This window comes from Streptomyces sp. NRRL F-5755 (genome assembly GCF_001279365.1).
Taxonomy (GTDB): domain Bacteria; phylum Actinomycetota; class Actinomycetes; order Streptomycetales; family Streptomycetaceae; genus Streptomyces; species Streptomyces rimosus.
Genome location: NZ_LGCW01000283.1, coordinates 43,239 through 62,829 on the forward strand (window position 1 = coordinate 43,239; position 19,591 = coordinate 62,829).

13 protein-coding genes and 4 tRNA genes are annotated in these 19,591 nt (G+C 70.8%); 7 read left to right on the top strand and 10 right to left on the bottom strand.

The window, feature by feature from the left end:
* The first annotated feature begins 59 nt into the window (after positions 1–59).
* Together purF and purM are read left to right on the top strand one after the other, a co-directional pair.
* Positions 60–1,619 carry an amidophosphoribosyltransferase gene (purF, locus tag ADK86_RS28490; RefSeq protein ID WP_003980572.1) on the top strand — a complete coding sequence of 520 codons (1,560 nt, stop codon included), beginning with the start codon at positions 60–62 and terminating at the stop codon, positions 1,617–1,619.
* Positions 1,620–1,654: 35 nt separating this feature from the next.
* Positions 1,655–2,749: a phosphoribosylformylglycinamidine cyclo-ligase gene (gene purM / locus ADK86_RS28495; protein WP_053699186.1), complete on the top strand. Its 1,095-nt coding sequence runs from the start codon at positions 1,655–1,657 to the stop codon at positions 2,747–2,749.
* Positions 2,750–2,859: 110 nt separating this feature from the next.
* On the opposite strand, the gene ADK86_RS28500 is transcribed toward purM, so the two are convergent.
* Entirely contained in the window at positions 2,860–3,120 is a 261-nt protein-coding gene (locus ADK86_RS28500) for a DUF3073 domain-containing protein (RefSeq protein ID WP_030372983.1), read from the bottom strand.
* A 561-nt stretch (positions 3,121–3,681) separates the two neighbouring features.
* Entirely contained in the window at positions 3,682–4,797 is a 1,116-nt protein-coding gene (locus ADK86_RS28505; RefSeq protein WP_053699187.1) for a Leu/Phe/Val dehydrogenase, read from the bottom strand.
* 265 nt (positions 4,798–5,062) lie between these two features.
* Between ADK86_RS28505 and ADK86_RS28510 the strand changes: the two genes are divergently transcribed.
* Together ADK86_RS28510 and bldC are read left to right on the top strand one after the other, a co-directional pair.
* Positions 5,063–5,899, top strand: coding sequence for a hypothetical protein (locus ADK86_RS28510; RefSeq protein WP_030372985.1), 837 nt, complete (start codon positions 5,063–5,065; stop codon positions 5,897–5,899).
* 621 nt (positions 5,900–6,520) lie between these two features.
* On the top strand, positions 6,521–6,727 hold the full coding sequence (gene bldC / locus ADK86_RS28515) for a developmental transcriptional regulator BldC (RefSeq protein ID WP_003980577.1): 207 nt from the start codon (positions 6,521–6,523) through the stop codon (positions 6,725–6,727).
* 503 nt (positions 6,728–7,230) lie between these two features.
* Here bldC and ADK86_RS28520 read toward each other — a convergent pair.
* The 3 genes from ADK86_RS28520 to hrpA form a co-directional block, all read right to left on the bottom strand.
* Positions 7,231–7,536, bottom strand: a complete 306-nt coding sequence (locus ADK86_RS28520; protein ID WP_053699188.1) for a DUF6274 family protein — start codon at positions 7,534–7,536, stop codon at positions 7,231–7,233.
* 191 nt (positions 7,537–7,727) lie between these two features.
* Positions 7,728–7,802, bottom strand: a tRNA-Asp gene (locus ADK86_RS28525).
* Between the two features lie 136 nt (positions 7,803–7,938).
* Positions 7,939–12,051 carry an ATP-dependent RNA helicase HrpA gene (hrpA, locus tag ADK86_RS28530; protein WP_234346073.1) on the bottom strand — a complete coding sequence of 1,371 codons (4,113 nt, stop codon included), beginning with the start codon at positions 12,049–12,051 and terminating at the stop codon, positions 7,939–7,941.
* 208 nt (positions 12,052–12,259) lie between these two features.
* Here hrpA and ADK86_RS28535 point away from each other — a divergent pair, with 208 nt between their 5' ends.
* On the top strand, positions 12,260–13,357 hold the full coding sequence (locus tag ADK86_RS28535) for a hypothetical protein (protein ID WP_053699189.1): 1,098 nt from the start codon (positions 12,260–12,262) through the stop codon (positions 13,355–13,357).
* Between the two features lie 137 nt (positions 13,358–13,494).
* On the opposite strand, the gene ADK86_RS28540 is transcribed toward ADK86_RS28535, so the two are convergent.
* The 4 genes from ADK86_RS28540 to ADK86_RS28555 form a co-directional block, all read right to left on the bottom strand.
* Positions 13,495–13,571 (bottom strand) — tRNA-Phe (locus tag ADK86_RS28540).
* A gap of 4 nt (positions 13,572–13,575) precedes the next feature.
* A tRNA-Asp gene (locus tag ADK86_RS28545) sits at positions 13,576–13,650 on the bottom strand.
* A 39-nt stretch (positions 13,651–13,689) separates the two neighbouring features.
* Positions 13,690–13,762: transfer RNA gene (locus ADK86_RS28550), tRNA-Glu, on the bottom strand.
* Positions 13,763–13,936: 174 nt separating this feature from the next.
* Positions 13,937–15,595 carry a metallophosphoesterase family protein gene (locus ADK86_RS28555; protein WP_199834490.1) on the bottom strand — a complete coding sequence of 553 codons (1,659 nt, stop codon included), beginning with the start codon at positions 15,593–15,595 and terminating at the stop codon, positions 13,937–13,939.
* Positions 15,596–15,735: 140 nt separating this feature from the next.
* Between ADK86_RS28555 and ADK86_RS28560 the strand changes: the two genes are divergently transcribed.
* Positions 15,736–16,086 (top strand): metallopeptidase family protein, encoded by a 351-nt coding sequence (locus ADK86_RS28560; protein WP_003980582.1) that lies wholly within the window; start codon positions 15,736–15,738, stop codon positions 16,084–16,086.
* A 179-nt stretch (positions 16,087–16,265) separates the two neighbouring features.
* Here the strand turns inward: ADK86_RS28560 and ADK86_RS28565 are convergent, their stop codons facing one another.
* Positions 16,266–16,979 (bottom strand): hypothetical protein, encoded by a 714-nt coding sequence (locus tag ADK86_RS28565; protein ID WP_053699190.1) that lies wholly within the window; start codon positions 16,977–16,979, stop codon positions 16,266–16,268.
* Positions 16,980–17,328: 349 nt separating this feature from the next.
* On the opposite strand from ADK86_RS28565, the gene ADK86_RS28570 reads away from it, so the two are divergent.
* The gene (locus tag ADK86_RS28570; protein WP_053699191.1) at positions 17,329–19,545 is read left to right on the top strand and encodes a DEAD/DEAH box helicase; all 2,217 of its coding nucleotides are present in this window, start codon (positions 17,329–17,331) and stop codon (positions 19,543–19,545) included.
* Positions 19,546–19,591 lie beyond the last annotated feature (46 nt).

The following is a 19,591-nucleotide window of genomic DNA, read 5'->3' on the forward strand; positions in this document are numbered from 1 at the left end:
CCCACCCGGGTTCGATCCCCGGTTCGGATGAATCGCGGACCTGCCCTAGACTCGGTGTCGTGCCACGTGGTGACGGACGACTCAGCCACGACCTGCTCCCCGGCGAGAAGGGCCCCCAGGACGCATGTGGCGTCTTCGGTGTCTGGGCTCCGGGTGAAGAGGTCGCCAAACTCACCTATTTCGGGCTGTATGCCCTGCAACACCGCGGACAGGAGTCCGCGGGCATCGCAGTGAGCAACGGCTCCCAGATCCTGGTCTTCAAGGACATGGGCCTGGTTTCCCAGGTCTTCGACGAAACTTCCCTCGGCTCTCTTCAGGGCCACATCGCCGTGGGCCACGCCCGCTACTCCACCACCGGCGCCTCGGTGTGGGAGAACGCTCAGCCGACGTTCCGTGCCACCGCGCACGGCTCGATAGCCCTGGGCCACAACGGCAACCTGGTCAACACCGCCGAGCTGGCCGAGATGGTCGCCGCGCTTCCCCGGGAGAACGGCCGCGCGACCCAGGTGGCGGCCACCAACGACACCGACCTGGTGACGGCCCTGCTGGCCGGGCAGGTCGACGAGGACGGCAAGCCGCTGACCGTCGAGGAGGCCGCGCCGCGCGTCCTGCCCAAGGTCATGGGCGCCTTCTCGCTGTGCTTCATGGACGAGCACACCCTGTACGCCGCCCGTGACCCGCAGGGCATCCGCCCGCTGGTCCTCGGCCGCCTGGAGCGCGGCTGGGTGGTGGCCTCGGAGACGGCCGCCCTGGACATCTGCGGCGCCAGCTTCATCCGCGAGATCGAGCCGGGCGAGATGATCGCCGTCGACGAGAACGGCCTGCGCAGCTCCCGCTTCGCCGAGGCAAAGCCCAAGGGCTGTGTCTTCGAGTACGTCTACCTGGCGCGACCGGACACCGACATCGCGGGCCGCAACGTGTACCTCTCCCGGGTGGAGATGGGCCGCAAGCTGGCCGCCGAGGCCCCCGCCGACGCCGACCTCGTCATAGCGACGCCGGAGTCCGGCACCCCGGCCGCGGTCGGCTACGCGGAGGCCAGCGGCATCCCGTACGGCGTCGGCCTGGTCAAGAACTCCTACGTCGGCCGGACCTTCATCCAGCCCTCGCAGACCATCCGCCAGCTGGGCATCCGCCTCAAGCTCAACCCGCTCAGGGAAGTCATCCGCGGCAAGCGCCTGGTGGTCGTCGACGACTCGATCGTCCGCGGCAACACCCAGCGCGCCCTGGTCCGGATGCTGCGCGAGGCCGGTGCCGCCGAGGTCCACATCCGGATCTCCTCGCCGCCGATCAAGTGGCCGTGCTTCTACGGCATCGACTTCGCCACCCGCGCCGAGCTGATCGCCAACGGGCTGACCGTGGACGAGATCGGCACCTCGCTGGGCGCCGACTCCCTGGCGTACATCTCGATCGACGGCATGATCGAGTCGACCACGATCGCCAAGCCGAACCTGTGCCGCGCGTGCTTCGACGGCCAGTACCCGATCGAGCTGCCCGACCCGGAGCTGCTGGGCAAGCACCTCCTGGAATCGGAGACCGCGGGCCGGTCCAAGCCGGACCTGGACGGCGTCGAGACGCTGACGGCCGGGGTCGGCGGCGCCGACGCGCTGCGCCGCCCGTAGAGCTCGTACCCACCGACAGGAAAGATCTCAACGCCATGTCTGCCGAGTCTTTTGAGCGTGCCCCGCAGGAGGGCACCAGCGCCAGCTACGCAGCAGCGGGCGTGGACATCGAAGCGGGCGACCGCGCCGTCGACCTGATGAAGCAGTGGGTCAAGAAGGCCACCCGCCCCGAGGTCGTCGGCGGCCTTGGCGGGTTCGCCGGCCTCTTCGACGCCTCGGCCCTCAAGAGGTACGAGCGGCCGCTGCTCGCCTCGGCCACCGACGGCGTCGGCACCAAGGTCGACATCGCCCGCCGGATGGGCGTCTACGACACCATCGGCCACGACCTGGTCGGCATGGTCGTGGACGACCTGGTCGTCTGCGGTGCCGAGCCGCTGTTCATGACCGACTACATCTGCGTCGGCAAGGTCTACCCGGAGCGGGTCGCGGCGATCGTCAAGGGCATCGCCGAGGGCTGTGTGCTGGCCGGCTGCGCGCTGGTCGGCGGGGAGACCGCCGAGCACCCGGGGCTGCTCGGGGCGGACGACTTCGATGTGGCGGGCGCCGGTACGGGTGTCGTCGAGGCGGACCGGGTGCTGGGCGCGGATCGTATCCGTACGGGTGACGTCGTCCTCGCGATGGCGTCCTCCGGGCTTCACTCGAACGGGTACTCACTCGTTCGCCATGTGCTGTTCGACCGGGCCGGGATGTCCCTGGACCAGCGGGTCGAGGAGCTCGGCCGCACCGTCGGCGAGGAGCTGCTGGAGCCCACCAAGATCTACTCGCTGGACTGCCTGGCGCTGACCCGCACCACCGACGTGCACGCCTTCTCGCACATCACCGGCGGCGGCCTGGCCAACAACCTGGCCCGGGTCATCCCGGACCACCTGCACGCCACGGTCGACCGGTCCACCTGGACGCCGGGCGCGGTCTTCGACCTGGTCGGCACGGCAGGCCAGGTGGAGCGGCTGGAACTGGAGAAGACCCTGAACATGGGCGTCGGCATGATCGCCGTCGTGCCGCCGGAGTCGGTGGACGTGGCGCTGGCCACCCTCGCGGACCGCGGTGTGGACGCCTGGGTCAGCGGTGAGATCGTCGAGCGCGGCGCGCACACCGAGGCCGTGACCCTGACCGGTGACCACCCTGCCTGAGGTGCCCGCCCTCAGGGCAGCACAGAACCCGGTCCGAGGTCGCCACCCCGGACCGGGTCCGTGGAAATGCTGTGCACACCGTGCACGTACGACTCAGGAGCCGCCGTACGTCAGGCGCGACGACGCTGCTGGGACGAGTTGCCCTCGTCCTCGTCATCGTCGTCTCGGTTGTAAAGGTCGGCGTACCGCGCGTACGGGTCGTCGTCCTCGTCATCCTCGAACGGCTCGCCGTTCGGCGGCTGCTGCTGTGCCGGCTGTTGCGGCGATGCACCCAGCTCTTCGGCCAGGCGTGAGAGATCAGTCCCACCGCTGTTGTACTTCAGCTGGCGGGCGACCTTCGTCTGCTTGGCCTTGGCCCGGCCGCGCCCCATGGCTCGACCCCCTCAACGACGGGGCTCGACGGCCCCAGAGTCTTGACACGCGTTCATGATTCAGAGCGGACTCTCGACGGAGAGACCGGCCCGTAGGGCTTTAACGGTACCTGCTTCCGCGGCCATACGGTACGTCGCCCGCACCACCGACCGCTCGGCACGACCGGCGGGACGCCCCGTCCCCGCTGGTCAGCTGCGATTTTAACCTGTTCGGTCCGGCGACCCGCCGACGGGTGGTGAGGGATGTCTCCTTCACGACCCGTGATCCCTTACGCAGCGCTCAGAGATCGTTACGCGACCGGCCTCGCCTCCGCTCCCCACACCCTCCGTGACGCGGCCCGGTACGGTCCGTGACCGGCGCCGCGTTCGCAGGGGCATATGAGCCGTCCCGGGGCCGCCCGACAGCATGATCGGATCGCGATCAGCTTCGGTCGGACCCGAGCATTGAGGGACATTGGTGGTCGGAACCGGTCGGCATCGCGCGCTCGACCGGCCGGAGAAATGGCCTGAATTCGACGCTCCGTGCCGACGGGCGCTGCCGTCCGCCGGCCGGGCGTACGGTCAGGACCGCCGGGCGTCCGCCATGCGCTGCTCGGCCAGCCGGTCCGCCGCGGCGGCCGGCGGAATGCCGTCCTCCTTCGCACGAGCGAATATCGCCAGCGTGGTGTCGAAGATCTTTGCCGCCTTGGTCCTGCAGCGGTCGAAGTCGAAACCGTTCAGCTCATCGGCGACCTGGATCACCCCACCGGCGTTCACGACGTAATCCGGCGCGTAGAGGATGCCGCGGTCGGCGAGGTCCTTCTCGACGCCCGGGTGCGCCAGCTGGTTGTTGGCGGCGCCGCAGACCACCTTCGCGGTCAGCGCCGGCACCGTCTCGTCGTTCAGGGCGCCGCCGAGGGCACACGGCGCGTACAGGTCCAGGCCCTCCGTACGGATCAGCGCGCCGGTGTCCGCGGCCACGGTGACCTGCGGGTGCCGGGAGCGGACGCGCTCGATCGACTCGGCGCGCACATCGGTGATCACGACCTCAGCGCCGTCCTGGAGGAGGTGCTCGACGAGGTGGTGGCCCACCTTGCCGACGCCCGCGACGCCGACCTTGCGGCCGCGCAGGGTCGGGTCGCCCCACAGGTGCTGCGCGGAAGCACGCATTCCCTGGAAGACGCCGAAGGCGGTCAGGACCGAGGAGTCGCCGGCGCCGCCGTTCTCGGGGGAGCGGCCGGTGGTCCACCGGTTCGCACGGGCGACGACGTCCATGTCCGCGACGTAGGTGCCGACGTCGCACGCGGTCACGTAACGGCCCCCGAGAGAGGCCACGAACCGGCCGTATGCGAGCAGGAGTTCCTCAGTCTTGATCAGATCGGGGTCGCCGATGATCACGGCCTTGCCGCCACCGTGGTCGAGGCCGGCGAGGGCGTTCTTGTACGACATGCCACGGGAGAGGTTCAGGGCGTCCAGCACGGCCTCGTCTTCGGAGGCGTACGCATGGAAGCGGGTGCCGCCGAGGGCCGGGCCCAGGGCGGTGTCGTGGATGGCGATGACGGCCCGCAGACCGCTGGCGCGGTCCTGGCACAGGACGACTTGCTCGTGGCCACCTTGCTCGGAACGGAAGAGGGTATGCAGGACGCCGCCGTCGGCGCTGACGGGAAGACGTACGTCGGTCACGGTGGTGACTCCCATAAGTCGCGGAGGACGCCCTCCGGTGGCTCCCACTTACTTGTGGCAGGGGGGAGGGCGGGAGGGCCGGTCGGGAAGAGAGTAAGACCTGAAGGGGGCGCTGATCGGTGCAGTGCGAAGGATCACCCTCTCCTGGGGGACGGGCGTGGGACGATTTGCCGTACCTCGGGCCGGGCGGCGTGAGCCAACTCCCGGCACTTTGCACCTCTTTGCCATTCTTTGCTGTTGTTTCCGTGGGCGGCATCGTGAAGGAATCGAAGGAGCGGGCGTGGCCCTGGCGTCGTCGGTGATGGTCCCGTACGCGGCATATCTACGGGTCTACGAGCCGCTGGCAGCGTTCCCCGAGCCGGAGCGCTCCTACTGGGCGCGCTACGCCCGGCGTACCGAGACCCCTACGGTTCAGGACGAACTTCGGCGGTCTCTGGCCGATTTGCTGCCCACTCCGCCCGTTCCGGTGCCGGTTCACGAGAGCCGCGACGCCTTCGTCGCGGTCGTGGACGGCGTGACGTGCGTCTGTCCGTGGCGGACGCGGCTGCGCGGCTGGCAGGCCCTGGAGGAGCTGTCCGAACTGCTGCCGGCGCCGGTGCTGGACGCGGCGCTGCCGCCGGTGGTACGGCGCCAGGCGGCCGCGGACTACGAGGAGTGGCTGGAGCGCAATCCGGACGCCCGGCCGTGGATCCGTACCGCCACCTGGCACGTACCGGTGCGCTGGTTCGCGCTGTTCGGCGACGACGAGCGGGAGTACACCAAGAGCGAGCAGGGCCCGGTGCTGCGCTACCGCACGCCCATGGTGCAGGCGCGGCGCCGGGTGGCGCGGGGGCTGCGGACGCTGCGCGACTCCCTGGAGGAGGGCCCGCTGATCGACGGCCTGGTGGACGTGGGCCGGTGGCTGGAGGAGTTCCATCCGCGGGCGCTGGTGGAACTGGACTACGGCGGGCTGGTGCACGCGGTGCCCGAGGGGCAGCTGGCCGAGGACCGGTCGGCCGCCGAGGTGGCGGACGGGCTGGCGGCGCTGCGCGAGGGCGACAGCGACCGGGCCGGCGAGGCGTACGAGAAGCTGTCGGACCGGTGGCGTGAGGTGCGCGAGCGGCAGTTCGCCAGCTGAGACGGCGGGTGCGGGAGGGGTGCGCGGGGCCGCTGCGCTGCGTACGGTCTTGCGATGCGGTTCGTAGGTGTCCCGACGTGGCCCGTACGGGCTCCGGCCGGCCCTCGCCGTTCCCGCGGAACGACAAAATGATCAGCAGCCGACGAGGTTCGTGCACACTACTGAGACGAAGGTGAAGGACGTAGGTCCCGATCCGGACGATTACCTCAAGCGTGACCTAAAGCACTGACTTCGGGCCTTGCGGCCAAGCCATACCCTCGTGCCAAAATAGGACAAGGAGCCCGACAAGGGTTCCTTCCGCCCTAGTAAGGGCGGATAGTTCGGTATTGCGCTCCTTGGTGGGTCTGATGGCGGGTGGTCACTGTGTGACTGATCGTCACGGTGGGGTGACTGTCCGCTATGGCATGGTCCATCGGCTTCCGCCGAGGTTGAACACCTGAGAGGGCAATTCCATCGGTTTGGCCGACGTGGCTGGACAGATGGTGTAGTTGTAGTGCCGAGGACAAGCCGTTCGTCCTATAACCGACTCGGCCCGCGTCCGCCATTTCGGGCAACGCGGGTCAAGGTGCAGAATTTAGAGGAAAGAACCGTGATGGTTCGGTTCTCCCGAGGAGGCCGCTCATGACCGCTCGCACCCCTGACGCCGAGCCGCTGCTTACCCCCGCCGAGGTCGCCACGATGTTCCGCGTGGACCCGAAGACGGTGACCCGCTGGGCCAAGGCAGGCAAGCTCACGTCCATCCGCACGCTCGGAGGACACCGGCGCTACCGCGAGGCCGAGGTTCGCGCACTGCTCGCGGGCATTCCGCAGCAGCGCAGCGAATCCTGAACAACCGCATGACCGGGCTGTTTTCGGGCCCCCCAACCCGATCCCGGCCCATGGAGCCCCAGCCGGCTCCGCTCAGCACCATCTAGCACCACAAAGCTCCATATGACGCGGTGTCTGCCCCAACAGGCGCCACACCCGCACCATCTGGGTACGTCATCGATCGCGCTGGACTCCGCCGGGTCCAGCGCGATTTTTTTTGTGCGCGCCGAACCGGGCCCGGAGCCGGCCCGGCCGGCTGGGCACCGCCCGCGGGGGCCGCCGGGAGCGGGCCCCCGCCGTTCTCCGGTCCAGTCCGCGGACTGCCGGGTGGGCAGTGCAATTGCACATATTAAATTGACCGGGTGTAGGGCGGCCGTAAGCTTCCCGGTTCCCGAAAGTCGTCCGGTGACACCCGTCACAGGCGCGGACGCTTGTGGCCTCGACGCCGCTGCGATAAAGGGCCCGCGCGCTCCTCTTTCCTCAACAGCCTCCCACCGCAGGGGCGGTGGGAAAGGCGCCGTTGGTCACCGCACGGCGGGACTTTCGTCCTCCGCCGCCGCGGCCGGCGGCGCGTGGTCCGCTTCGGGGGACACCGGGTCCGTGTGCGGTGGGGCGCCAGAGGCCGCGGAAGGGCCCGTGGCGGGCCGTTCGCCCGGTCGAGCGGCGGAGTCGGCGGCAGGGGCGCCGTCGGTGCGGCTACGGGGCTCCATGGCGAGCCGCAGCAGGCGGGCGCACACGGGGCAGTGGCGGGTCAGGTGGCGATAGCCCGTGGCGGCCGAGAGATGGGCCCGCAGCAGCGCTCTGATCTCGTGCCTGGCGGCTGTCGGCATCGCAACTCCTCCCGGCCCCGCGCTCTGCCTCGTGACTACCGGCGGTGCACGCCTCGGTCAATACGCGGAACGGCCCCCGGCCCGTGCGCCCCCGGCCTTCAGGCCACGGGGACGCGGCACTCCCGTCCACACTCCCCGGCCGGAGGGCAACGCAAACGGCCCGCATCCCCGAGGATGCGGGCCGATCGATGCGGTCCTGACGGGATTTGAACCCGCGGCCTCCACCTTGACAGGGTGGCGAGCACTCCAAACTGCTCCACAGGACCTTGGTGCCGCTTCCGCTTGCGCGGTGCTGCGAAGCAAGACTCTACAGCAGGTCAGGGGGTGCGGTCGAACTCGGTCCCGGCGGCCCGTACGGGAGGGGCCGCCGGGACCGGTCATGCCTAGGGCGTGTCTTTCGGATCATCCTGGGCCCGCGACGCCTGGCACGGCACCTCGCGGCGTTGTCGCATCACCCACGGACACCCAGTCCGAGGGCAATGGCACCGCCGCGTCCACGGCCTTCACGATCCGCTTGTCGGAGACCGGGTACGCCGTGCCGAGCGCGTGCGCGAAGTAGCTGACCCGCAGCTCCTCGATCATCCAGCGGATCTCCCGGGCCTCGGCGGGCACCGGCCGGCCCGGCGGGAACTGCTCCAGCAGCCAGGCGTACTCGTCCTGCATCTCCTTGACCTTCGCCATGCGGGAGCGGTCCCGCTCGGCGTTGTTCGGGAGCTGCTGGAGCCGGCGGTCGACGGCGACCAGGTAGCGCATCAGGTCCGGCAGCCGCTTCGTGCCGTGCGCGGTCACGAATCCGGGCTTGATCAGGGCGGCCAGCTGCTCCTTGATGTCGGTGAGGGAGGGGAGCAGGGAGGGGAAGGTGGTGGCTTTGAGACGGCGCTCACACGCCTGCCAGGCCGCCAGCACCTCCCGGGTCTGCTGGACCGTGCGCATCGTCGCGTCCACCAGGTCGGCGCGCACCGCGTCGAAGAGCTTGCGGAAGGACTCCTCGTCCCAGGCCGGTCCGCCGTGCGCGGCGATCAGCCGGTCCGTGGCGGCCGTCACACAGTCCTCGAAGAGGGCCTGGATGGAGCCATGGGGGTTGGCCGAGAGTGCGAGCTTCTGTTGATTGGTGAGCTTTCCCTGCGCGAACTTGGCTGGGTTGCTCGGAATATTCAGCAGAATCAGACGGCGGGTGCCGACCCACATCGCGGCCTGCTGCTCCGCCTCGGTGTCGAAGAGGCGTACGGCGACGCTCGCGCCCTCGTCCACCAGCGCCGGGTACGCCTTCAGGGGCTGACCGCCGCGCCGCGTCTCGAAGGTGCGCGGCAGCGTGCCGAGCGTCCAGGACGTCAGGCCGGTGCGCTGCTCCAGGGCGGTGGGCGCCCCGGCCTCGCTGCCCTTGCCCTCCTTGGCGGGCCGCTCGGCGGCCTGCGCGAACGCCTTGGTGAGCGCCGCCTGCGTCTTCGGCTTGAGCTTCAGCCGCAGCGCTTCGAGGTCCTTGGCCTCGGCCAGCTTGCGGCGCCGCTCGTCGACCACCCGGAAGGTGATCTTCAGATGGTCCGGGACCTTGGCCAGGTCGAAGTCGGCCGGGTCGACCGGGACGCCGACCATCCGCTGGAGCCCGGCCGCCAGGGCGGTGGTCAGCGAGCCCTGGAGGGGCACCGTCGAATCCAGGAAGCGGGCGGCGAAGTTCGGTGCCGGTACGTAGTTGCGGCGGATCGGCTTGGGCAGCGAACGGATCAGTTCGGTCACCAATTGCTCACGCAGGCCCGGGATCTGCCAGTCGAAGCCTTCGGAAGTGACCTGGTTGAGCACCTGGAGGGGGATGTGGACGGTCACGCCGTCCGCGTCCGCGCCCGGCTCGAACTGGTACGTGACGCGGAACTTGAGCTTCCCCTGCCGCCAGGAGTCCGGGTAGTCGTCCTTGGTGACCGCTTCGGCGGACTCGTTGATGAGCATGGAGTGCTCGAAGTTGAGCAACTCCGGTTCGTCGTGGCGCTTCTTCTTCCACCACGAGTCGAAGTGCGCACCGGATACGACGTGTTCGGGCAGTCGCTGATCGTAGAAGTCGAAGAGCGTCTCGTCGTCCACCAGGATGTCGCGCCGGCGCGCGCGGTGCTCCAGCTCCTCGACCTCGCCGAGCAGTTTGCGGTTGTCGTGGAAGAACTGGTGGTGGGTGCGCCAGTCGCCCTCGACCAGGGCGTTGCGGATGAACAGGTCCCGGGAGGTCTCCGGGTCGATCCGCCCGTAGTTCACCTTGCGCTGGGCGACGATCGGTACGCCGTACAGCGTCACCCGCTCGTACGCCATCACCGCGGCCATCTTCTGTTCCCAGTGCGGCTCGCTGTACGTCCGCTTCACCAGGTGCTGGGCCAGCGGCTCGATCCACTCCGGCTCGATCCTGGCGTTCACCCGCGCCCACAGGCGGGACGTTTCGACCAGCTCCGCCGACATGATCCAGCGCGGCGGCTTCTTGAAGAGCGCCGAGCCGGGGAAGACCGCGAATTTCGCGCTGCGGGCGCCGAGGTATTCGTTCTTGGCGTCCGTGTCCTTCAATCCGATGTGCGAAAGCAAACCGGAGAGGAGGGAGGTGTGAATGGGGTCGGGTGCCGCGTCCTGCTCGCTGAGGTGGACGCCCATCGTCTTGGCGACCGTGCGCAGCTGCGAGTAGATGTCCTGCCACTCGCGTATACGCAGGTAATTCAGGTACTCGTTGCGGCACATCCGGCGGAAGGCCGAGGACGACAAAGCCTTCTGCTGTTCGCGGACGTACCGCCACAGGTTCAGATACGCCAGGAAGTCGCTGGTCTCGTCCTTGAAGCGGGCGTGCTGCTGGTCGGCCTGCTGCTGTTTGTCGGCGGGCCGCTCGCGCGGGTCCTGGATCGACAGCGCCGCCGCGATCACCATGACTTCGCGTACGCAGCCGTTGCGGTCGGCCTCCAGCACCATCCGGGCCAGCCGCGGGTCCACCGGCAGCTGGGAGAGCTTGCGCCCCATCTGGGTGAGCCGCTTTTTGGGGTCCTTCTGCTGGGGGTCGAGCGCGCCCAGCTCGTTGAGCAGGTCGACGCCGTCCTTGATGTTGCGGCGGTCCGGCGGGTCGATGAACGGGAACTTCTCGATGTCGCCGAGGCCGGCCGCGGTCATCTGGAGGATGACGGAGGCCAGGTTCGTCCGCAGGATCTCGGCGTCGGTGAATTCCGGGCGGCTGAGGAAGTCGTCCTCCGAATACAGCCGGATGCAGATGCCGTCGCTGGTCCGGCCGCAGCGGCCCTTGCGCTGGTTGGCGCTGGCCTGCGAAATCGGCTCGATCGGCAGCCGCTGGACCTTGGTGCGGTAGCTGTAGCGGGAGATCCGGGCCATGCCGGGGTCGATCACGTACCGGATGCCCGGCACGGTCAGCGAGGTCTCCGCGACGTTGGTCGCGAGAACGATCCTGCGGCCGGTGTGGCGCTGGAAGACGCGGTGCTGCTCGGCGTGCGACAGGCGCGCGTACAGCGGCAGCACCTCGGTCTGCGGCAGGTTCTTCTTGTTGAGCGCGTCCGCGGTGTCACGGATTTCGCGCTCGCCGGAGAGGAACACCAGGATGTCGCCGGGGCCCTCGGCCCGCAGCTCGTCCACCGCGTCGCAGATCGCGGTGATCTGGTCGCGGTCGCTGTCGGTGCCGCCCTCCTCCAGGAGCGGGCGGTAGCGGACCTCGACCGGGTACGTACGGCCGGAGACCTCGACGATCGGCGCGCTCGGGGGCTCGTCCCCGTCCCCTTGCGCCTGTACGGAGGCGAAGGAGCCGAAGTGCCGGGCGAAGCGCTCCGGGTCGATGGTCGCGGAGGTGATGACGACCTTCAGGTCGGGCCGCCGGGGCAGCAGCTGCGCCAGATAGCCGAGGATGAAGTCGATGTTGAGGCTGCGCTCATGGGCCTCGTCGATGATGATCGTGTCGTACTGGCGCAGCTCGCGGTCGGTCTGGATCTCCGCGAGCAGGATGCCGTCGGTCATCAGCTTCACGAGGGTGTCGGAGCCGACCTGGTCGGTGAAGCGGACCTTCCAGCCGACCGCCTCGCCCAGCGGAGTCCTGAGCTCCTCGGCGACCCGCTCGGCGACCGTACGGGCCGCGATCCGGCGCGGCTGGGTGTGCCCGATCAGACCCCGTACGCCACGGCCCAGCTCCAGGCAGATCTTGGGGATCTGGGTGGTCTTGCCGGAGCCGGTCTCGCCCGCGACGATCACGACCTGGTGGTCGCGGATCGCTTCGAGGATCTCGTCCTTCTTCTGGCTGACCGGCAGCTGCTCCGGATATGTGATCGCGGGCACCGCGGCGCGGCGCCGCTCGACCCGCAGCTCCGCCTCCTCGATCCCGTCGGCGATCTCCGCGAGCACGGCCGCGCGGGCCTCGGGCTTGCGGATCCGGCGCGCGCCGTCGAGCCGGCGCCCCAGCCGCTGCTGGTCGCGCAGCATCAGCTCGGGCAGCCGCTCCAGGAGAGCGGGCAGGGTGGGGGCGGCACCGTCGGGCCGGGCGGAGGCAGGCTGACTGGACATACGCAACCCAGGATCTCACCTCCGCGAATACGGTGGCGAACGAATTGCTGCCGGGGCGGACGGGGGAGCGGCGCGCGGTACGCGGCCGGGAGGCGTCCATCAGGCCCGGACCCGTACATCCGCAGCCCCCGCACCCCCTTCGCCCATCCCCCACACCGTGGGCCGACCACCAGGGGAATGTCCGGGATAGGTGCTTTAGCGTGGCCTTATGGATGATCAGCACGGTGACCTTCCCCAACCGCACGGCGCCCATGGACGGCCTCCCACCAAGGCCGAGAGATGGGCCGCGTTCAAGAAGTCGCCGTTCCTGCCCGCCACCGTGCTGGTCTTCATCCTCGCCATTGCCGCCGGCCTCTTCGCGGGCTCGTACACCTACACCATGGCCAACCCGACCCCGCGGCACATCCCGACCGCCGTGGTCGGCCCGCCGGAGTCCCCGCACGGCAAGGCGTTCGTCGGCGGCATGGAGAAGGCCCTGAACGCCTCCCTCCAACTGCACGCGTACGACTCGTACGCCGAGGCCGAGGAGGGCATCGACGAACAGGAGGTCTTCGCGATCCTGCGGGTGCGGGAGCGGAGCGTGGAACTGGACGTGGCCGGGGCGGCGGGGGCCCAGGTGGCGCAGGTGCTCGAACAGGCGGGGCCCAAGGTGGGCAAGGCGGTCGGCGTACCGGTGGAGGTCAAGGACCTCAAGCCGCTACAGGAGGGCGACCCGCGCGGGCTCGCCCTCTTCTACATCTCGCTCGCCGCGGTGATCATCGGGTTCGTCGGCGCGATCCAGCTGAGCGTGCACGCGCGCGGGCTCAATCCGCTGGAACGGATCGCCTTCACCGTGCTGTACGCGCTGCTGGGCGCCTTTGCGATCGCCGCGGTCGTGGACTGGCTGCTGGGCGCGCTCGACCTGCCCTTCGTGGAGTCCTGGCTGATCCTGGCGCTGACGATGTTCACGTCCGGCATGGTCTTCACGATGTTCAACACCCTGATCGGGCGCTGGGCGATGATCCCGACATGGGGCCTGATGGTGCTGCTGGGCAACCCGTCCTCGGGCGGCGCGGTCTCCTGGCCGCTGCTGCCGTCCGTCCTCGGGCACATCGGCCGCTGGCTGCCGCCCGGCGCCTCGGTCAACGCGCAGCACACCGCCGTCTACTTCGGCGGTTCGCAGCACGCCTTCCCGTTCCTGGTGCTGGCGGGCTGGGCGCTGGTCTCCTGCGCGGTCTTCTGGACGTGGCGGCACCGGCATCCGGGCGGGCGCGAGGTGGGGGCGCTCGCTTCGGGCGTGCACCGGGCGGGCGCGCCGGGGGCCTGACGCGCGGTACGGGTACGGGGGCGGCCGTCCTACGGGGCGGCCGCTTCGGCCACCCGGTACGAGGCATGAGCCCCGAGGCATGAGATCCGAAGCATGAAAAAGGCCCCGATCCGAAGATCGGGGCCTTTTCCCACTGCTGGTGGCTGGGGCCGGGGTCGAACCGGCGACCTATCGCTTTTCAGGCGATCGCTCGTACCAACTGAGCTACCCAGCCACAGCGGTCCTGACGGGATTTGAACCCGCGGCCTCCACCTTGACAGGGTGGCGAGCACTCCAAACTGCTCCACAGGACCTTGCACTGTGCGAGAACCAGTCTCGCACACGGTAATGCGTGCCCCCAACGGGATTCGAACCCGTGCTACCGCCTTGAAAGGGCGGCGTCCTGGGCCACTAGACGATGAGGGCTGATGGCCCGCCTTGGTGCCTTGTGGGGCGCCGTCGGGGACGTGAGAAGCATATGGGATGCAGGGACCGTTCGCCAAAACGGTTTGTTCGAACCCGGCGGCGGGGGCCGCGGCGGGTCGGCCGGACGGGTGGTCCGGCCGACCCGCGGGCGGTGTCCCGGGCGGGTCGTGGGGCCTATGGGGAGCCAGGGGACGGTGTGCCGGACGGGGTGGCCGAGGCGCCCGGGGAGCGGGTGCCGGACGGCCCGACGCTCGGCGACGGCGAGGCGCCCGGCCGGTTCTCCTGCGGCAGGTGGCGGCTGACCTCGGCCTTCGACAGGCCCAGCCCGCCGAGCGTGATCTCGTCCCACGCCTGGAGGTGCCGGGTCCGGCGGTCCAGGTACAGGACGGACGCCTGTACGGGCGCGGGCTTCTTGCCCTGCACCGCGCGCAGCCCGCCGCCGCCCGTGGAGCCCTCGATCATCAACCGGGTGCCTCCGGGGAGCACGCTGTTCTCCCGGTGGTGGATGTGCCCGGCCAGGGCCAGCGGAGCCAGGCCGTCGGCTTCGGTCGCCGCGACCGGATTGTGTGCCAGCGCGATGTCCACGGGGGTGCCGGCCAGTCGCTGCGTACGGAGCGAGTCGGCCAGCTTGCCGCCCGCCGTGCGCTCGTCGAAGTCGCCCTCCGCGACGACCGAGCGGTCCGGCGTGAACTGCGGGTCGCCGACGCCCGCGATGCGCAGCCCGCCCACGCTGACGGCCCGGCCGTCGTCGAGGACCGTGGCGTTCTTGCGGGTCGCCAGGTACTTCTGCGTGGTGGCGGAGTCGTGGTTGCCGCGCACCCACACGTACGGCGCGCCGAGCGTGGCGACCGGGTCCAGGAACGCGTTCTCGGCGGCCGAGCCGTGGTCCATGGTGTCGCCGGTGTCGATGATCACGTCGATCTTGTACTGCTTCACCAGCGACTTGATGATCTGCCAGGCCGCCGGGTTCAGGTGGATGTCGGAGACGTGCAGAACGCGGATGGTGGTGGGGTCGGGCGCGTACGCGGGCAGCGTCGAGGTCGCCTCGTACAGCTTGGTGACGTTCGTGACCAGGCGTGCCAATTCCTTCTGGTACACATCGAATTCGCTGACGATGTTGCGGGCGTTGCCGACCACCGAGGGCGCCGAGGACAGCAGCCCGGAGAACTTCGGCTCCAGGACCGACTTGGGGTTCCAGGTGGCGTACGCGGCGGCGCCGGACGAGGCCAGCAGGGCGAGCGCCAGCCCGCCGGCCGCCAGCGCGCGGCGCGGCCTGCGGTAGACGGCCAGGCCCAGCGCGGTGGCGCCGGAGACGACCGCGACGCAGGAGCGGAAGGCGAGGGTGCCGGTGCCGCTGACGACATCGCGGGTGACCTGCTCCTGGAGGCCGGCGAACCGTTCCGGGTGGTCGACCAGGGCCTGGGACCGTACGGGATCCAGCCGGTCGACGTCGACATCGAGCCGTATCGGCGCGTAGTGGCTGCGCAGCTCCAGGGCGCCCAGCGGCGAGACATTGATCTTCGTGCCGCCGGTGAGTGACGGGCGCAGTGTCATGTTCGTGTCCACCGGCCCGACCGGCGCGTGGATGCTGCCGACGATCAGCAGCCCCAGCCAGGCGCCGAGCAGGGTGGCGGCGAGCAGCCCGAGGGCGCGGGCGTACGGGTGCGGGGTGTGGGTGAGGGTGCTGGTGGGAGCGGAGTGATGGGAGCGGTAGTCGCGGAGGACGGCGGCGGGGAAACCCCGCACCCGGGTGAGCGAGGCACGGAGCAGCCGGAGCACGGAGGAGCCGGAGGAGCCCGGGGAGCCGTCCCCGGGCGGCGCGACGCGAGCCATTGGGCGCGTATTCCCGGGCGCCGCGCCCGTCATGCCCGGAAAACGGCCCGTGAAGGGCACCGGCAACCACCGCGCCGCTGCCCCGCCGACGGGGCCGCGCGGTACCGCCGCCGTGCGTGGCGTGGCGGACAATGGGGGGTGTGCTGGAGATGACGCGCGAGGAGTTCGAGGAACTGGTCGCCGAGGCGCTGGACCGGATCCCGCCGGAGCTGACACGGCTGATGGACAACGTGGCGGTGTTCGTCGAGGACGAACCACCGGCCGAGGACCCCGACCTCCTGGGGCTGTACGAGGGCACGCCGCTGACCGACCGCGGCGAGTGGTACGCGGGCGTACTGCCCGACCGGATCACCGTCTACCGCAACCCCACCCTGCGCATGTGCGAGACGCGCGAGGACGTGGTGGCGGAGACGGAGGTGACCGTCGTCCACGAGATCGCCCACCACTTCGGCATCGATGACGAGCGGCTGCACGCGCTGGGGTACGGCTAGGGGGCGCGCCGGGGCGTGTGCGGGGGCGGGCGGGGTTGGCCCGGACGCGACGGCGGGCGCCGGTGGGCCGCCGGTCGACCGCCGGGCCCGGGTGTCCGGCGGGTGTTCGGGGCCTGGTGGCCGGCGGTTCGCGGCTTTCGTGGCGTTCGGGGTGGTGCCGGTGGCGTCCGGGGCGGTGATCAGGGGAAAACGGGCCGGATCCGGTGCGTACGGCGCGTGTCCTCCGGCCGTCGGCGGGAGTTGGGCAGGGCGTTCATCTCCGCAGTCTCCGCGCCCCCGGATCCGGAGGTCCCACCCGTGCGCCCGATCGCTTCCCCCCTTACCGGACCGGCCCTGACCCGGCTCGCCGCCGCCGTGGCCGCCGCGTCCGCCCTGACCGCGTCGCTGAGCGGCTGCATGAGCGTGAGCGACGCGGAACCGCCCAGGCCCTCGGGTTCGGCCGCGCGGCACGACGGCGGGCCCGCGCCGGACGGCGGCGCGGTGGACAGCCGTACGGAAAGTCCCCGGCGCACGGCAGGGCGCACGGTCGGCGGACACGGTACGGAGGGGCACGCGGGGGCGCCCGCGAAGGGGCGCGCGCCGTCGGAGCGCTCGGCTGAGCCGGAGCCCGAGCCCGCGTCGGGTGACGTTCCCGGCCCTTCGCAGGCCGGCCCGTCGCGTTCCCGTCCCGCGGCGCCCCCACCGTCGAGGCCCGGCAGCAGCCGCCCCTCGACGCCCTCCCAGCCGCCCCGTACGACTCCGACCGTGAAGCCGACACCGAGCGCGACCCCGGACCCGGAGCCGAGCGCTCCCGCGTCGTCCCCGACGTCCGGGCCGCCGGGTCCCTCGCAGCCGGAAAGTTCGGGTTGACGGGAGTGCGGGCTGATGGTGCGGGCGGCGGGGCGAGGCGGCATACGAACGGTGCTGGACTGTGTACGGACGGGACCGGACGGCATATGGGCGCGAGGCCGTAACCGGGGCTGAAGGGCAGTGGCGGGGGAGCGGGGAGACGGGGCGCACGAGGCGGGCGGGGGCTCGGGGGACACGGGTGGCGAACGGTGGTTCGGAGGGCATTTGCCTTTCGGGGGCCAAGGTGAGTATGGTGGTAGATCGTTTGATCCCATTTGCCCGGCGCGTGAAGCAGCGCCGTGTGGCGCGTTCTCTCCCTTGCCGTGGCTGACCGCATTGAGGCGGTCATTTTCGAAGTCTCACGGAGTTTGGGCGCGTGCCTGTGCCGAGACTCCGGAAGGTTTCGCATTTCGCATGTCTGTTTCCACTGATCAGTCCGTCCTGCCCGCGGCCGACGAGCAGGCCCCCCAGCAGGACCAGGCCGTCGCCGAGACGGTGACCGAGGCGACCGAGGCGGCCGCCCAGGCCGAGTCCTCCGAGTCCGCCGAGGACGCCGCTCCGCAGATCACCTTCGCCGACCTCGGGCTCGACGAGAAGATCGTCCGCAAGCTGGCCCAGAACGGCGTCACCACCCCGTTCCCCATCCAGGCCGCGACCATCCCGGACGCCATCGCCGGGCGCGACATCCTCGGCCGTGGCCGCACCGGCTCCGGCAAGACCCTCTCCTTCGGTCTGCCGCTGCTGACCCGCCTGGCCGGCGGCCACACCGAGAAGAAGCGCCCGCGCGGCGTCATCCTCACCCCGACCCGTGAGCTGGCCATGCAGGTCAGCGACGCGCTCCAGCCGTACGGCGACGTCCTGGGCCTCAAGCTCAAGGTCGTCTGCGGCGGTACGTCCATGGGCAACCAGATCTACGCCCTGGAGCGCGGTGTCGACGTCCTCGTCGCCACCCCGGGCCGCCTGCGCGACATCATCAACCGCGGCGCCTGCTCCCTGGACGACGTCGAGGTCGCCGTCCTGGACGAGGCCGACCAGATGGCCGACCTGGGCTTCCTGCCCGAGGTCACCGAGCTGCTCGACCTGATTCCGTCCGGCGGCCAGCGGATGCTGTTCTCCGCCACGATGGAGAACGAGATCGGCACCCTGGTCAAGCGCTACCTGACCGACCCGGCGACCCACGAGGTCGACGCGGCGCAGGGCGCGGTCACGACCATGACCCACCACGTCCTGGTCGTGAAGCCGAAGGACAAGGCGCCGGTCACCGCCGCCATCGCCGCCCGCAAGGGCCGCACCATCATCTTCGTGCGCACCCAGCTCGGCGCCGACCGCGTCGCCGAGCAGCTCTGCGACGCCGGGGTGCGCGCCGACGCGCTGCACGGCGGCATGACGCAGGGCGCCCGTACCCGCACGCTGGCCGACTTCAAGGACGGCTACGTCAACGTCCTGGTCGCCACCGACGTCGCCGCCCGCGGCATCCACGTGGACGGCATCGACCTGGTCCTGAACGTGGACCCGGCCGGTGACCACAAGGACTACCTGCACCGTTCCGGCCGTACCGCCCGTGCGGGCCAGTCCGGCACGGTCGTCTCGCTGGCCCTGCCGCACCAGCGCCGCCAGATCTTCCGCCTGATGGAGGACGCGGGCGTGGACGCCTCGCGCCACATCGTCGGCGGCGCCGGCGCCTTCGACGAGGACGTGGCCCGGATCACCGGCGCCCGTTCGCTCACCGAGGTGCAGGCCGACTCCGCCACGAACTCGGCCAAGCAGGCCGAGCGCGAGGCGCAGGAGCTGTCGCGCGAGCTGGAGCGGGTGCAGCGCCGGGCGGCCGAGCTGCGCGAGGAGGCCAACCGGCTGACCGCGCGCGCCGCGCGCGAGCGGGGCGAGGACCCGGCGGAGGCGCTGGCCGCCGCCGAGGCGGCGGTGGAGGAGGCCGCGGCGGCCGTCGTGCCGGCCCAGGCCGAGCCCGAGGCCGACGAGGCGCCGCGCCGCTCCACGTACCGCGACGAGCGGGGCAACTACGAGCGCCGGGACCGCCGGGACAACGACCGGGGTGACCGTGGCGGTTTCCGCCGCGACGAGCGCTCCGGCGGCGGCTTCAACCGCGACCGTCGTGACGACCGCCGCGACGACCGTGGCGGCTTCAACCGTGACCGTCGCGACGACCGCTCGGGCGGCGGTTTCCGCCGTGACGACCGTTCCGGTGGCGGCTTCAACCGTGACCGCCGGGACGACCGCGGTGACCGTGGCGACCGCGGCGGTTTCCGCCGTGACGACCGCGGCGACCGTGGCGACCGTGGCGGCTTCAACCGTGACCGCCGTGACGACCGCTCCGGTGGCGGCTTCAACCGCGACCGCCGCGACGACCGCGGTGGCTTCAACCGGGACCGCGGCGACCGCCCGAACCGTTCCTTCAACCGTGACGACCGCTCCGGCGGCCGCTCGGGCGGCGGCTACCGCTCCGGTGGCGGCGACCGTCCGTACAACCGCGACCGCCGCGACGACCGCCCCTCGGGCGGCTACCGCTCGGGCGGCGGCGACCGCCCGTACGGCCGCCGCGACGACCACCGCGGCCACAGCGCCGGCTCCTTCGGCCGCCGCGACGACAAGCCGCGCTGGAAGCGCAACGGCTGACGCGGATCTGTGACATCGCGGGGCCCGCACCGTACTTCCGTACATC